Raw genomic sequence first — 13,619 nt, 5'->3', positions numbered from 1 at the left:
GCCGAGGCCCTCAGCGTCGCCGCCGAGGCGCGCCCCGCCGCCGTGATCGACGCCGCCCCCGACCGGCCCGGGGGCCGGATCACCGGCACCGGCACCGACTGCATCCTCGTCGCCGCGCCGCCCGGCGACGGCGCCTTCGCCGGCCTGCACACCCCCCTCGGCGAGGCGATCGGCCGCGCCGTCTACGCCGCCGTCCGCCGGGGCGCCGACGACTGGTGGGCCACCTTCGGCCGACCGACCGGATACGACCGCCCGGCCTGACCGGGGCCGCGCCGCCCCGGCGCGCCGCGGCCGACCTCGCGCGGCCACGGTCGTCCGTTCGCCCCCCGCGCCCCATCCGGCGCGGATGTCCTCCCCCGGCCCGCCTCCCGCGAACGCCCGTCCGCCGCCGCCGGCCGCGGGCGCGACACCGGTCTTATTTGCGCCGCAGGCCCGCCGGATCATTGCATCGGGCGAGTCCGCGGCTATCCTCCCCGGCCGGTTCGCCGGACAGCCGGCGGGGTGAGTTTCGGGAGAAGAATCATGGCTCAGGGGAGCTTGCGCACCCTCGCGCTGGCGATCGGCGTCGCGACCTTCGCGCCGGCGGCGCACGCCGAGGTCGATACCATTCTGAACGTGTCCTACGACATCGGCCGCGAGCTCTACGCCGCGATCGACGAGCAGTTCTCGGCCGACTGGCAGGCCGAGCACGGCGCGCCGCTCCAGGTCGACCAGAGCCACGCCGGCTCCTCCAAGCAGGCCCGCGCCGTCGTCGAGGGGCTGCAGGCCGACGTCGTGACCTTCAACCAGGTCACCGACGTCCAGTTCCTCGCCGACAACGGCTTCGTCGCCGCCGACTGGGCCGAGCGGCTGCCCAACAACGCCTCGCCCTACTATTCGCTGCCGGCCTTCGTCGTGCGCGCCGGCAACCCCAAGGGCATCGACGACTGGGACGATCTCGCCCGCGACGACGTGCAGGTCGTCTTCCCCAACCCGAAGACCTCGGGCAACGGGCGCTACACCTACCTCGCCGCCCGCGCCTGGGCCGGCGAGGCCTTCGGCGGCGACGAGGCGAAGGTGACCGAATACCTGCAGAAGGTCTTCGCCAACGTGCCGGTCTTCGACACCGGCGGCCGCGCCGCCACCACGACCTTCGCCGAGCGCGGCATCGGCGACGTCCTCATCACCTTCGAGGCCGAGCTCGCCGCCATCGCCAGGCAGTACGGCGCCGACAAGGTGCAGCCGGTGGTGCCGCCGACGAGCCTGCTCGCCGAGTTCCCGGTCGCCGTGGTCGACAAGGTGGTTGACGCCCGCGGCAGCCGCGATGTGGCCGAGGCCTACCTCGACTATCTCTACCAGCCGAAGGCGCAGGAGATCATCGTCGGCTTCGGCAACCGGGTGAACGACGAGGCGGTGATGGCCGCCCACGCCGACCAGTTCCCGCCGGTCCGGCTCTTCTCGGTCGACGAGACCTTCGGCGGCTGGGCGAAGGTCGGCGAGGAGCATTTCGCCGAGGGCGGAAAGCTCGACGAGGTCTTCGTCGCGCAGTAGCACCGGACCCGCGGCGCGCCCCGCGCGCCCGTCCCTCCACGATCGGAACGGGCTGCCGGAGGGCGGCCCGCTCCGGGGAGCCGCGCCCATGCCGATGACCAGCCTGCAACGCCGCCGCCGGGTCATGCCCGGCTTCGGCCTGTCGATGGGGATCGCGCTCACCTACTTCGCGCTCATCGTCCTGCTGCCGCTCGTCGCCATGGCGATCAAGACCGCGAGCCTCGGCTGGGAGGACTACTGGAAGATCGTCACCGCCCCCCGCTCGCTCGCCTCCTTCCGCATCACGCTGACCGCGGCGCTCGCCGCCACCGTCGTCAACGCCGTCGTCGGCCTCCTCTTCGCCTGGGTGCTGACCCGCTACCGCTTCCCCGGCCGCCGGCTGCTCGACGCCCTCGTCGACCTCCCCTTCGCGCTGCCGACCGCGGTCGCCGGCCTCACCCTCGTCACCCTCTTCGCCCCGAACGGCTGGTTCGGCCGCTACCTCGAGCCGCTCGGCATCAAGGTCGCCTACGCGCCCCTCGGCATCATGGCGGCGATGTTCTTCACCTCGATCCCCTTCGTCGTGCGCACCGTGCAGCCGGTGCTCGAGGATCTCTCCGCCGACGTCGAGGAGGCGGCCCGCAGCCTCGGCGCCCGCCCCTGGCAGGTCTTCGCCCTCGTCATCTGGCCGGTCATCCTGCCCGCCTTCCTCGCCGGCACCACCATGGCCTTCGCCCGCTCGATCGGCGAGTTCGGCGCCGTCGTCTTCATCGCCGGCAACCTGCCGATGGTCACCGAGATCACCTCGCTCCTCATCTTCATCCGCCTCGACGAGTTCAACTACCCCGCCGCCGCCGCCCTCGCCTCGGTGCTGCTCCTCGTCGCCTTCCTCCTCCTCTTCCTCACCAACAGCCTCCAGGCCCGGGTGCTCCGCCATGCCCGCCGCGACTGACGGCCTCGGCGCCCGGCTGCTCATCGCCGCGGCGCTCCTCATCGCGCTCGTCACCCTCGTCGTGCCGCTCGCCCTCATCTTCGCCTCGGCCTTCGCCGAGGGCTGGGCGGCCTATGTCGCCAACATCATGCAGCCCGACACGCTGCACGCGGTCTTCCTGACCGTGCTGACCGCCGTCATCGTCGTGCCGGTCAACATGGTCTTCGGCATCGCCACCGCCTGGGCGGTCGCCCGCTACGACTTCCCCGGCCGCAAGCTGATGATCTCGCTGATCGAGATCCCCTTCTCGGTCTCGCCGATCGTCGCCGGCACCATCTACCTCTTCCTCTACGGCCAGCAGGGCCTGCTCGGCCCGACGCTGCAGTCCTGGGGCGTGCAGGTCATGTTCTCCGTCCCGGCGATCGTCCTCGTCAGCCTCTTCGTCACCGCCCCCTTCGTCGCCCGCGAGCTCATCCCGCTGATGCAGGCCCAGGGCTCCGAGGACGAGGAGGCCGCCCTCTCGCTCGGCGCCTCGCCCTGGCAGACCTTCCGCCTGGTGACGCTGCCCAACATCCGCTGGGCGCTCCTCTACGGCGCCGTCCTCACCAATGCCCGCGCCATGGGCGAGTTCGGCGCCGTCTCGGTCGTCTCCGGCTCGATCCGCGGCCAGACCAACACCCTTCCCCTGCAGATCGAGCTCCTCTTCAACGACTTCAACGTCGTCGGCGCCTTCGCCGCCGCCTCGACGCTCGCGCTCATCGCCGTCGCCACCCTCGTCCTCAAGTTCCTGCTGGAGCGGCACGCCCAATGACACGACCTTCGAGTTGCCCGCCCCCGCCCCGGCCCGGCCTTCCTCTCCGAAGGGCACGGGCGGGGATCGGGAAACGCTGCTCGCTCTCGTCGGCGGCCGCAGCAGGGATGAGCCCGCAATGAGCATTCTCATCGACCACGTCTCGCGCCGCTTCGAGACCTTCGCCGCCGTCAACGACCTCAGCCTCGAGGTCGCCGAGGGCGAGCTGCTCGCCCTGCTCGGCCCCTCCGGCTCGGGAAAGACCACGCTCCTGCGCCTGATCGCCGGCCTCGACTTCCCCGACGCCGGCCGCATCCTCATCGGCGGCCGGGACGCCACCCACCTCTCGGCCGGCGAGCGGCGGATCGGCTTCGTCTTCCAGCACTACGCCCTCTTCCGCCACATGACGGTGCGGCAGAACATCGACTTCGGCATGCGGGTGATGCCGGCCGCCCGCCGCCCGGCGATGGCCGAGCGGCGCGCCCGCGTCGAGCGCCTGCTCGCCACGGTGCAGCTCGACGGCCTCGGCGACCGCTTCCCGGCCCAGCTCTCCGGCGGCCAGCGCCAGCGCGTCGCCCTCGCCCGCGCGCTGGCCATCGAGCCCTGCGTCCTCCTCCTCGACGAGCCCTTCGGCGCCCTCGACGCCGCCGTCCGCCGCGACCTCCGCCGCTGGCTCCGCCAGCTGCACGACGAGCTCCCGGTCACCACGATCTTCGTCACCCACGACCAGGAGGAGGCGCTCGAGGTCGCCGACCGCATCGTGGTGATGAACGCCGGCCGCATCGAGCAGAGCGGCACCCCGGTCGAGGTCGAGGCCGCCCCGGCCACCGCCTTCATGTACGGCTTCCTCGGCGGCGCCAGCCGCTTCGACGTCACCGTCGCCGCCGGCCGCGTCTCCCTCGCCGGCCGCCCGCTGCCGCCCGAGGCCGTCGAGCTCACCGCCGGCGTCGCCGACGGCCCCGCCACCGGCTTCGTGCGCGCGCACGAGTTCCGCCTCCTGCCCGCCGGCGACCCCGCGAGCCTCCTCGACGCCCGCGTCTCCCACGTCGTGACCCACGGCGGCACCGCCCGCGTCGAGCTCGCCCTCGGCGCCGGCCGCACCATCGAGGCCGAGCTCCCCCGCGCCGCCTGGGAATCCCTCGCCCTCGCCCCCGGCGCCCCGGTCGGCCTCCGCCCCGAACGCGTCGCCGTCTTCCCGCCCGGCTGACCGCCCCGGCGTGCCCGGGGCCGTTAACGAAGGTTTCCATCCGGTTGACGGCGACGGGGATTACCCAGCAAAAACAACAGAGTCGCCCAGTGGGCACGCGTGCCCACCCGCCCGTGATCGCTCCTATCAGCTGCTGACGGAGACGATCGCCTGCGCCACCGTCTCGAGCCGGTCGGCCTTCAGGGCGGCGATGTTCACCCGGCTGTCGCCGACCATGTAGATGCCGTGCTCGTCGCGCAGCCGCGCCACCTGCTCCGGCGAGAGGCCGAGCCGGGAGAACATGCCGCGGTGGGCGGCGACGAAGTCGAACCGGTCGGAGTTGGTCGCGCGCCGCAGCGCATCGGCCAGCCCCTGGCGGATCTCGAGCATGCCGCTCCGCATCGCCTCGAGCTCGGCCATCCAGTCGGCGCGCAGCTCGCGGTCGCCGAGGATGAGCGACACCACCTTCGCCCCGTGGTCGGGCGGGAAGGAATAGTTGAGCCGCCCGAGCGAGCCGACGTTCGACTTGGTGACCTCGGCCGCCTGCGGCGAGGCCGAGAGCACGAAGGCGGCCCCCACCCGGTCGCGGTAGACGCCGAAGTTCTTCGAGCAGCTGGTGGCGAGCAGCAGCTCCGGCACCGCCGCCGCCATCTGGCGCAGCCCCGCGACATCCGCCTCGAGCCCGTCGCCGAAGCCCTGGTAGGCGAGGTCGACCAGCGGCACGACCCCCTTCGCGAGCAGGAAGTCGGTGACCTCCCGCCACTCCTCGGGCGAGAGGTTCGCCCCGGTCGGATTGTGGCAGCAGCCGTGCAGCAGCAGCACGTCGCCCGGCTTCGCCTCGACGAGGTCGCGCATCATCCCGGCGAAATCGACCCCGCCGGTCGCCGCGTCGAGATAGCGGTAGCTGCGGGTCGGGATGCCGAGATAGCCGGCGATCGCCGGATGGTTCGGCCAGGTCGGATCGGAGATCCAGACCGTGGCGCCCGGCGCCGCCCGCTGCACGAGCTCGAGCAGGAGCCGGATCGCCCCCGTCCCGCCCGGCGTCTGCCCGCCCGAGAGCCGGTCGCGCGGCACCGCGTCGCCGAGCGCGAGCTCGGCCATCGCGGCGACGAACTCGGGATCGCCGAGGATGCCGACATAGGCCTTGCTGTCCTGCTCGCGCAGCAGCTTCGCCTCCGCCGCCTTGACCGCGCGCATCACCGGCGTGCGGCCCGCGGCATCCTTGTAGACGCCGATGCCGAGGTCGAGCTTGTCGGTGCGCGGATCGGCGCGGAAGAGGTTGAGCACCTCGAGGATCCGGTCGGGGGGCGTGGGCTTCAGCGTCTCGAGCATGGGCGGCTTCCTCGGGTTCAGGCCTCGATCACGTCGCGGTCGCGGGTGAGCACGCGCGAGCGGGTCTCGCGCCGGACGGGGACGAAGCCGGCTTTCTGGTAGAGCGGAAGCGCACGGGGATGGTCAAGCGAGTTGGTGTTGACCGTGACCCTGCGGGTCCCCGGCCGGTCCCAGGCCATGTGCAGCGCCGTCTGCAGCAGGAAGGTGCCGAGCCCGCGGCCCACCGCCTCGGGCACCAGCCCGAAGTAGCCGAGGTCGCAGACCTGCGGCGCGCGGCTGTCGAGCACGAAGAAGCCGTGCGGCCAGCCGTCGCGGATCAGGCTGTAGAGGGTGACGGCCGGGTCGTGCAGGAAGGCCTCGACCTCCCCGGCCGGGCGGTCGTGCTGGTCGGTCCACTCGTAGCCGGCGCCGACCGCGTCGTAGAGGTCGAGGAAGTACCAGACCGGCGGCCGGTCGGCGCCGATCAGCGCCGCCGCCGGCCCGGCCGGCAGGTGCGGCCGCGGGAAGGCGGGCCGGGCGTCCATCTCGAGGAACGTCACGACATAGTCGATCCGCTCGCCCGCCCGGTGCCTCATCCGGTTTCGACCTTGAGGTCGGCATAGCCGCCCCACTCGGCCCAGGAGCCGTCGTAGAGCGCGTGGGCGCGGTTGCCGAGCCGCTCGAGGCCGAGGTTCAGGATCGCCGCCGAGAGGCCGGAGCCGCAGGTGGTGATGACCGGCCTGGTCACGTCGACGCCGGCGGCGGCGAAGGCGGCGGCGAGGCCCGCCTCGTCCTTCATGGTGCCGTCGGGATTGACGAGCTCGCCATAGGGCAGGCTCTTCGCCCCCGGGATGTGCCCGGAGCGCAGGCCCGGGCGCGGCTCCGGCGCCGTGCCGAGGAAGCGCTCGCGCGAGCGGGCGTCGACGATCTGCGCGTCGCCGAGCTTGGCCGAGGCGGCCACCTGGGTCACGTCGCGCACCAGGCTCGCGTCGCGGCGGGCGGTGAAGTGGCGGTCGCGCATGATCGGCACGCCGTCCTCGAGCGGGCGGCCCTCGGCGATCCACTTCGGCAGGCCGCCATCGAGCACGGCCACGTCGCTCTTGCCGAAGAGGCGGAAGGTCCACCAGACCCGCGGCGCGCTCCAGATGCCGGTCGAATCGTAGACGACGACCCGGTGGCCGTCGCCGATGCCCATGGCGCGCATCCGCGACACGAACTTCTCCACCGGCGGGGCCATGTGCGGCAGGCTCGAGCGGGTGTCGGCGATCTCGTCGATGTCGAAGAAGCGGGCGCCGGGGATGTGGCGGGCGACGAACTCGGCATGGGGGTCGCGGCCCGAGCCGGGCATGCACCAGCTCGCGTCGAGGATGCGGACGTCGGGCGCCTCGAGGTGCGCCGCCAGCCAGTCCGTGGTCACCAGGTCCTGCGGATCGCCGCTCGCCATGCCTCGTCCCCTGCGCCCTGCGCCCTGCGCCGGACCTTCGCATAGCGGCGAACCGGCAGCGGGGCAAGGGGTGGGCAGGGAGCGGGCAACCGGCGCGCGCGGCCGCCGGCCACCGCCGGGCCCGAGCTTCCCGGTCGCGTGACGAGTAACTTCATGCTACGGATCCCACCGCGCGAAAGTGCTTGCGCTTGCGCAACGATGCGGACGAAAACCGGGGGGAAGGATGCCTGCCGAATTCGGGACGGGGATCCCTGGCGAGTCACGGGAGCGTGGCGGGAGAGGAGCGCGGCCTGCCGGCGAGCCTCCCGTGCAGTCGCAGGCCGTGCCGCCGCGATCCCGGAAACGGGTTCGCAGGCTCGGGGAGGCATCGCCGCTCCGGGAGACGACCACATCTCTCAGTCCCAAGGATCGGAGGAACGTTTGATGTCTCTTCTGCGGATTGAAGGCCCTCCGGGCCCGCGGTCCGGCCGCTGGCGGAGCCTCGGCCGAGCCGCGCTGGTAACGTGCGCGCTCGTGCTCGGCGCCTTCGCGTGGCCGGACGGGGCGCTGGCGCAGACCCACGGTCACGACACGGCGCAGGCGACCGAGGCCGGGGCGAGCGACGCGCAGCCCGCGCCCGCGGCAGCGGCCGAGACGCCGGTCCCGGTCAACGCCCAGCCCGGCATCAGCTACCATGCGCCGCTGGTCTTCACGCTCCGGACCGGCATCGCCGAGGGCCGGATGGTCTACATCGGCGTCGGCGGCACCATCGACGGCAAGGTCAACCCCACCCTCACCGTGCACGAGGGCGAGCTGGTGCAGGTCGTCCTCATCAACGGCGAGGGCGCCGAGCACGACATCTTCATCGACCAGTACAACGCCCGCTCGTCGAAGGTGATCGGCAAGAACGCCTCCTCGACCTTCGCCTTCGTCGCCGACAAGCCCGGCGACTTCGCCTATTTCTGCACCATCGCCGGCCACCGGCTGGCCGGCATGGAGGGCCTGATCCAGGTCGTCGCCGGGCCGCGCGCCGCCTCCGAGGCGGAAGGCGCCGACATCGTGCGCGATCCGGGCGACCTCCCCGCGCCGATCGGACAGCGGGCGCCGGAAGTGGTGAAGGTCACGCTGGTGACCGAGGAGCTCGTCGGCAAGCTCGACGACGGCACCACCTACGAATACTGGACCTTCAACGGCAAGGTTCCGGGACCGCTCCTGCGCGTGCGCGTCGGCGACTCGGTCGAGGTGACTCTGCAGAACCCCGAGAACAGCATCATGCCGCACTCGGTCGACTTCCACGCCGCGACCGGCCCCGGCGGCGGCTCGCACGCCACCCAGACCGCGCCCGGCGAGGAGAACGTCTTCACCTTCAAGGCGCTGAAGCCCGGCGTCTACGTCTACCACTGCGCCACCGCGAGCGTCGCCCACCACATCACCAACGGCATGTACGGCCTCATCGTCGTCGAGCCCGAGGGCGGGCTGCCGCTCGTCGACCGCGAGTTCTACGTGATGCAGGGCGAGCTCTACACCGTCGAGCCCTACGGCACGCGCGGGCTGATGGAGATGGACTACGACAAGCTGGTGTCGGAGAACCCGGAGTACTTCATCTTCAACGGCGCGGTCGAGGCGCTGACCAAGCGGCATCCGCTCTATGCGAACGTCGGCGAGACGGTCCGCATCTACTTCGGCGTGGGCGGGCCGAACTTCACCTCGTCGTTCCACGTGATCGGCGAGATCTTCGACAACGTCTACACCTTCGGCAGCATCACCTCGCCGCCGATCACCAGCGTGCAGACGGTCACCGTCCCGCCGGGCGGCTCGACGGTCGTCGACTTCAAGATCGACCGTCCGGGCACCTTCGTGCTCGTCGACCACGCGCTGTCGCGCGCCGAGCGCGGCCTCGTCGGCTACCTGATCGTCGACGGCCCGGAGAACGACGAGATCATGCACACCGGCACGGCCGAACAGGGCCCGGTGAACTGACCTCGGCGCAACGCCACCGGAAAGGCCCGCCCCCGCGGCGGGCCTTTTCACGTCCCGCGTCCGCGGCCCGGCGCGTCAATCTTGATGAACACCCGGTAAACGCCCGCGGCAAGCGCCTGGATCGAAACGGATTCCAGCCCGTCTTGCACGCACGGCGCCGCCCCGCGCAGCGGGGCCGCCCTCAGGCCGGCTCCCCCAGGATCGCCAGGAAGGCCCCGCCGAAACGCTCGGTCTTGAGCGGCCCCATGCCCTGGACGCGCTCGAGCTGGGCCAGGGTGCCGGGGCGTTCGGCGGCGATCAGCGCCAGCGTCCGCGCCGTGCAGCTCAGGTACCTGTCCCTGCCGTCCGCGCCGCGCGACAGCGCGACCTGGGCGGCGTGCAGCTTGTCGAAGATCGCGCCGGCGGGGCGGCCGGCGATCTCGCGCCGCGCCGGGTGCAGCGGCGCCGGCGCACTGCCGGTCACCACCGCGAGGAAGGTCGGGCCGAAGCGCTCCAGCTTGGTCGCCCCGACGCCGGGGATGCCGGCCATCTCGTCGAGGCTCTGCGGCCGGCGGCCCGCCATCTCGATCAGCGTCCGGTCGGGGAAGATGACGTAGGCCGGGACGCCCGCCGCCTCCGCCAGCGCCCGCCGCTTCGCCTTCAGCGCCGCGAGCAGCCCCTCGTCCTCCTCCGCCACCTGGGCGAGCGGCGCCCGCTCGGGCCGCGCCGCGGCGCGGCGGACCGTGTCGGCGCGCAGCGTGAGGCTCGCCTCGCCGCGCAGCAGCGGCCGGGCCGCCTCGTTCAGCCGCAGCGCGCCGTGGCGCTCCGGGTCGGGGCGGACGAGATCGAGCCCCATCAGCTGGCGGAAGATGGTCTGCCACTCCGCCTTCGAGCGGGCGCGGCCGACGCCGAAGGTCGGCAGCCGGTCGTGGCCGCGGGTCCTGACCTTGTCGGTCGCCTCGCCGCGCAGGATGGCGACGAGATGCTCGGTGCCGAAGCTCTCGCCGGTGCGCAGCATGGCCGAGAAGGCCATGCGCGCCGCCTCGGTGGCGTCGAAGGTCTCCGGCCGGTCGCGGCAGAGGTCGCAGTTGCCGCAAGGCTCGGCCAGCGTCTCGCCGAAATAGGCGAGCAGCGTCTGCCGCCGGCAGACCTGCGCCTCGGCGAGCCCGAGCAGCGCGTTCAGCCGCTTGTGGTCGGCCTGCTTGCGCTCCATCGGCGACGGGCTCTCGTCGATCTGCGCCCGGCGCAGCCGGATGTCGTCGGCCCCGTAGAGCGTGAGCGTGTCGGCCGGCGCCCCGTCGCGCCCGCCGCGGCCGATCTCCTGGTAGTAGGCCTCGATCGACTTCGGCAGGTCGGCGTGCGCGACATAGCGGATGTCCGGCTTGTCGACCCCCATGCCGAAGGCGATCGTCGCGCAGACGATGAGCCCGTCCTCGCGCTGGAAGCGGGTCTCGGCCAGCCGGCGGTCGCCGGCCTCGAGCCCGGCATGATAGGCGAGCGCGGTGTGCCCGGCCTCGGAGAGCGCGGCGGCCAGCGCCTCGGTCTTGGCGCGGCTGGCGCAGTAGACGATGCCGGAGAGGCCGCGGCGGGCGGCGGCGAAGCCGAGGATCTGCCGGCGCGGGTTGTCCTTGGGCGTGAAGGCGAGCGAGAGGTTCGGCCGGTCGAAGCCGCGCAGGAAGGTCTCCGGCGCGCGGCCCTCGAAGAGGCGCGCGACGATCTCGGCGCGGGTCTCGGCGTCGGCGGTGGCGGTCAGCGCCACGGTCTGGATGCCGCCGAGCGCCCGGCGCAGCTCGCCGATCCGGAGATAGTCGGGGCGGAAGTCGTGCCCCCACTGGCTGACGCAATGCGCCTCGTCGACGGCGAGGAGCCCGGGCCGGACCCGCTTCAGCAGCGCCGCGGTGCCGGCGGCGGCGAGCCGCTCGGGGGCCATGTAGAGCAGCTTGAGCGTGCCGGCGTCGAGGGCGGCGAAGGTCTCCTCCATCTCGGCGCCGTCCGACTGCGAGGTCAGCGCGCCGGCGGCGACGCCCGCGGCGCGCAGCGCGCGCACCTGGTCGCGCATCAGCGCGATGAGCGGCGAGACGACGAGGGTGACGCCGGGCCGGGTGAGCGCCGGGAGCTGGTAGCAGAGCGACTTGCCGCCGCCGGTCGGCATGATGGCGAGGACGTCGCGGCCGGCCTCCACCGCGGCGACGATCTCCTCCTGGCCGGGGCGGAAGTCGGGAAAGCCCCAGACCTGCGCGAGCAGGCGACGGGCCTCAGTCATCGGGGCGAAGGCGGCAGGCGGGGCGGCGGCGCGGCATGGCCTCCCATAGCGGCGCCGCGCGAGAGGGGTCAAGGCCGGCGGCGCGTCGTGGTTGACCCGCCGCGGACCCCCGGTGCGCCGGCCGCCGGAAGGTGGTAGGATGACACGGTGCCAATGGGAGGTTGATCCATGGCCGTTGTCACCGAGACCACCGAATACGTCGACTTCTGGAACGAGATCCTCGTGCCGAAGTTCGTGCGCTGGAAGCACATCCTGGTCGACGGCCTCGCCCACCACAGCGCGGCGGTCTTCCCCCGGCTGGAGGTGCCGGCGGGCGGCAGGGTGGTCGACGTCGGCTGCGGCTTCGGCGACACCGCGATCGAGCTGGCCCGCCGGGTCGGACCGGAGGGCGAGGTGCTCGGCATCGACTGCTGCGACGCCTTCCTCGAGTTCGGCCGCCGCGACGCGGCGGCGGCGGGCATCCGCAACCTCCGCTTCGTCGAGGCGGACGTGCAGGCCTATCCGTTCGAGGGCGACTTCGACCTCTGCTTCTCGCGCTTCGGCACGCAGTTCTTCGAGAATCCGGTGGCGGCGCTGCGCAACATGCGGCGGAGCCTCCGGCCCGGCGGGCGGATGGTGATGATCGTCTGGCGCTCGCTCGAGGAGAACGAGGTCTTCCGCCTGCCGAAGGAGGTAGTATCGCGCTTCCTGCCGCCGCCCGGCGAGGACGCGCGCACCTGCGGGCCGGGGCCCTTCTCGATGGCCGATCCCGAGGTGGTGGCGAAGCAGCTCGAGATCGCCGGCTACGAAGGGCCCCGCTTCGAGCGGATCGACGCGCTGCTCCGGGCGGGCGAGACGCCGGAGGAGGCGGTCGCCTTCCAGATGGCGCTCGGCCCGGCCGGCGAGATCGTGCGCGAGGCGGGCGAGATCGCCGAGGCGAAGCGGCCGGAGATCGAGGCGGCGCTCACGGAGGAACTCGCCCGGTACCGCACGGCCGAGGGGATCATGCTCGACACCAGCTCGTGGATGGTGAGCGCGCGCAACCCGGGCTGAGGCGCGTTAACGAAGGTTTCCACCCGGTTGACGGATCTGGATCATCCAATGAAATCAATATGGTGACGGGGTGGGCGCGCGCGCCCACCCCGCGCCCGGCTCAGCCCGCCAGCAGCCGCCGCAGCACGGCGTCGAGCAGCGGCCGCCCGGCCTCCGTCAGCCGCAGCCGGTCGGACCGCGCCTCGACGAGCCCGAGCGAATCGAGCTCCTCGATGCCGGCGGTCGGGAGCGGCGTCCCGTTCAGCGCCGCGTAGCGCGCGGGGTCGACGCCCTCGCGCAGGCGCAGCCCCATCATCAGCATCTCCGCCGCCTGTTCGCCGCCCGAGAGCGGGGAGCGGAGCGAGACGCCCGACCCTTCCGCTTCGACCGCCGCGAGCCAGGCCTCCGGGGCGCGCAGCGACTCGATCGCCTGCCGCCCGCCCGGCAGCGTCAGCCGGCCATGCGCGCCGGGGCCGATGCCGGCATAGTCGCCATAGCGCCAGTAGAGGAGATTGTGCCGGCTCTCCGCGCCCGGCCGGGCATGGTTCGAAATCTCGTAGCCGCAGAGCCCCGCCCGGTCGCAGATCTCCGCCGTGGCGAGGAACATCTCCGCGGCCGCCTCCGCCGCCGGCAGGCCGCGCAGCCGCCCGCGCGCGGCCAGCTCGCCGAAGCGCGTGCCGGCCTCGATGGTGAGCTGGTAGAGCGACAGGTGGTCGACCGCCATCGCCAGCGCCCGGCCGAGCTCGTCGCGCCAGGCGGCGAGCGTCTGCCCCTGCCGGGCATAGATGAGATCGAAGCTCACCCGCGGGAAGATGCCGCGCGCCACCTCGAAGGCGCGGATCGCCTCGGCCGTGTCGTGCATCCGGCCGAGCGCCCTGAGATCGGCATCGTCGAGCGCCTGGATCCCCATCGAGAGCCGGTTGACCCCGGCCTCGCGATAGCCGCGGAAGCGCCCGGCCTCGACCGAGGTCGGATTGGCCTCGAGCGTGATCTCCGCCTCCGGCGCCAGCTGCCAGCCGCCGCGGATGGCCTCGATCACCGCCGCCACCGTCTCCGGCGGCATCAGGCTCGGCGTGCCGCCGCCGAAGAAGACCGTGTCGACCGTGCGGCCGGGGACCAGGCGCGCGGCGTTTCCGATCTCCGCCACCAGCGCCCGCCCCCACCGGCCGGCATCGATCGCCCCGCGCACGTGGCTGTTGAAGTCGCAGTAGGGACATTTCGCGGCGCAGAACGGCC

The 13,619-nt window shown here is 72.8% G+C and carries 12 protein-coding genes; 7 read left to right on the top strand and 5 right to left on the bottom strand.

The genetic code is table 11. From position 1 onward, the window contains the following. The 5 genes from Q0112_RS07795 to Q0112_RS07775 all read left to right on the top strand — a co-directional run. Positions 1-261: adenosylcobinamide amidohydrolase (locus tag Q0112_RS07795; RefSeq protein WP_297973584.1), on the top strand; the 261-nt coding region annotated here is incomplete at its 5' end. 261 nt (positions 262-522) lie between these two features. Beyond that, positions 523-1,530 (top strand): thiosulfate ABC transporter substrate-binding protein CysP, encoded by a 1,008-nt coding sequence (cysP, locus tag Q0112_RS07790; RefSeq protein ID WP_297973581.1) that lies wholly within the window; start codon positions 523-525, stop codon positions 1,528-1,530. Between the two features lie 103 nt (positions 1,531-1,633). Continuing rightward, positions 1,634-2,461: a sulfate ABC transporter permease subunit CysT gene (gene cysT, locus Q0112_RS07785; RefSeq protein ID WP_324563619.1), complete on the top strand. Its 828-nt coding sequence runs from the start codon at positions 1,634-1,636 to the stop codon at positions 2,459-2,461. Continuing rightward, the gene (cysW, locus tag Q0112_RS07780) at positions 2,445-3,251 is read left to right on the top strand and encodes a sulfate ABC transporter permease subunit CysW (RefSeq protein ID WP_297973578.1); all 807 of its coding nucleotides are present in this window, start codon (positions 2,445-2,447) and stop codon (positions 3,249-3,251) included. The genes cysT and cysW overlap by 17 nt, the downstream gene beginning before the upstream one ends. A gap of 118 nt (positions 3,252-3,369) precedes the next feature. Continuing rightward, entirely contained in the window at positions 3,370-4,437 is a 1,068-nt protein-coding gene (locus Q0112_RS07775) for a TOBE-like domain-containing protein (RefSeq protein WP_297973575.1), read from the top strand. A 126-nt stretch (positions 4,438-4,563) separates the two neighbouring features. Here Q0112_RS07775 and Q0112_RS07770 read toward each other — a convergent pair whose 3' ends face one another. The 3 genes from Q0112_RS07770 to sseA are packed head-to-tail and all read right to left on the bottom strand — an operon-like array spanning position 4,564 to position 7,171. Further along, a complete protein-coding gene (locus tag Q0112_RS07770; protein WP_297973572.1) occupies positions 4,564-5,748 on the bottom strand; it encodes an amino acid aminotransferase in 1,185 nt (394 codons plus the stop codon). Positions 5,749-5,765: 17 nt separating this feature from the next. Further along, positions 5,766-6,323 (bottom strand): N-acetyltransferase, encoded by a 558-nt coding sequence (locus Q0112_RS07765; protein ID WP_297973569.1) that lies wholly within the window; start codon positions 6,321-6,323, stop codon positions 5,766-5,768. Next, on the bottom strand, positions 6,320-7,171 hold the full coding sequence (sseA, locus tag Q0112_RS07760) for a 3-mercaptopyruvate sulfurtransferase (RefSeq protein WP_297973565.1): 852 nt from the start codon (positions 7,169-7,171) through the stop codon (positions 6,320-6,322). The genes Q0112_RS07765 and sseA overlap by 4 nt, the downstream gene beginning before the upstream one ends. A 423-nt stretch (positions 7,172-7,594) precedes the next feature. Here sseA and nirK point away from each other — a divergent pair, with 423 nt between their 5' ends. After that, positions 7,595-9,130, top strand: coding sequence for a copper-containing nitrite reductase (gene nirK, locus Q0112_RS07755; RefSeq protein ID WP_297973563.1), 1,536 nt, complete (start codon positions 7,595-7,597; stop codon positions 9,128-9,130). Between the two features lie 181 nt (positions 9,131-9,311). On the opposite strand, the gene recQ is transcribed toward nirK, so the two are convergent. Further along, entirely contained in the window at positions 9,312-11,372 is a 2,061-nt protein-coding gene (gene recQ / locus Q0112_RS07750) for a DNA helicase RecQ (RefSeq protein ID WP_297973560.1), read from the bottom strand. Positions 11,373-11,540: 168 nt separating this feature from the next. Between recQ and Q0112_RS07745 the strand changes: the two genes are divergently transcribed. Next, positions 11,541-12,404 (top strand): class I SAM-dependent methyltransferase, encoded by an 864-nt coding sequence (locus tag Q0112_RS07745; RefSeq protein WP_297973557.1) that lies wholly within the window; start codon positions 11,541-11,543, stop codon positions 12,402-12,404. 100 nt (positions 12,405-12,504) lie between these two features. Here Q0112_RS07745 and hemW read toward each other — a convergent pair. Then, positions 12,505-13,619 (bottom strand): radical SAM family heme chaperone HemW (gene hemW / locus Q0112_RS07740; RefSeq protein WP_297973555.1); only part of this gene is annotated, 1,115 nt, incomplete at its 5' end.

This window comes from uncultured Amaricoccus sp., assembly GCF_937858865.1.
GTDB lineage: Bacteria > Pseudomonadota > Alphaproteobacteria > Rhodobacterales > Rhodobacteraceae > Amaricoccus.
This window is presented reverse-complemented; position numbering and strand designations above follow the sequence as displayed.

Bases quoted from the DNA above. Each gene is read 5' to 3' on its own strand.
- Q0112_RS07775 (WP_297973575.1), top strand. From the start codon at position 3,370: ATGAGCATTCTCATCGACCACGTCTCGCGCCGCTTCGAGACCTTCGCC.
- nirK (WP_297973563.1), top strand. From the start codon at position 7,595: ATGTCTCTTCTGCGGATTGAAGGCCCTCCGGGCCCGCGGTCCGGCCGC.
- Q0112_RS07745 (WP_297973557.1), top strand. From the start codon at position 11,541: ATGGCCGTTGTCACCGAGACCACCGAATACGTCGACTTCTGGAACGAG.
- Q0112_RS07770 (WP_297973572.1), bottom strand. From the start codon at position 5,748: ATGCTCGAGACGCTGAAGCCCACGCCCCCCGACCGGATCCTCGAGGTG.
- recQ (WP_297973560.1), bottom strand. From the start codon at position 11,372: ATGACTGAGGCCCGTCGCCTGCTCGCGCAGGTCTGGGGCTTTCCCGAC.
- Q0112_RS07765 (WP_297973569.1), bottom strand. From the start codon at position 6,323: ATGAGGCACCGGGCGGGCGAGCGGATCGACTATGTCGTGACGTTCCTC.
- cysP (WP_297973581.1), top strand. From the start codon at position 523: ATGGCTCAGGGGAGCTTGCGCACCCTCGCGCTGGCGATCGGCGTCGCG.
- sseA (WP_297973565.1), bottom strand. From the start codon at position 7,171: ATGGCGAGCGGCGATCCGCAGGACCTGGTGACCACGGACTGGCTGGCG.
- cysW (WP_297973578.1), top strand. From the start codon at position 2,445: ATGCCCGCCGCGACTGACGGCCTCGGCGCCCGGCTGCTCATCGCCGCG.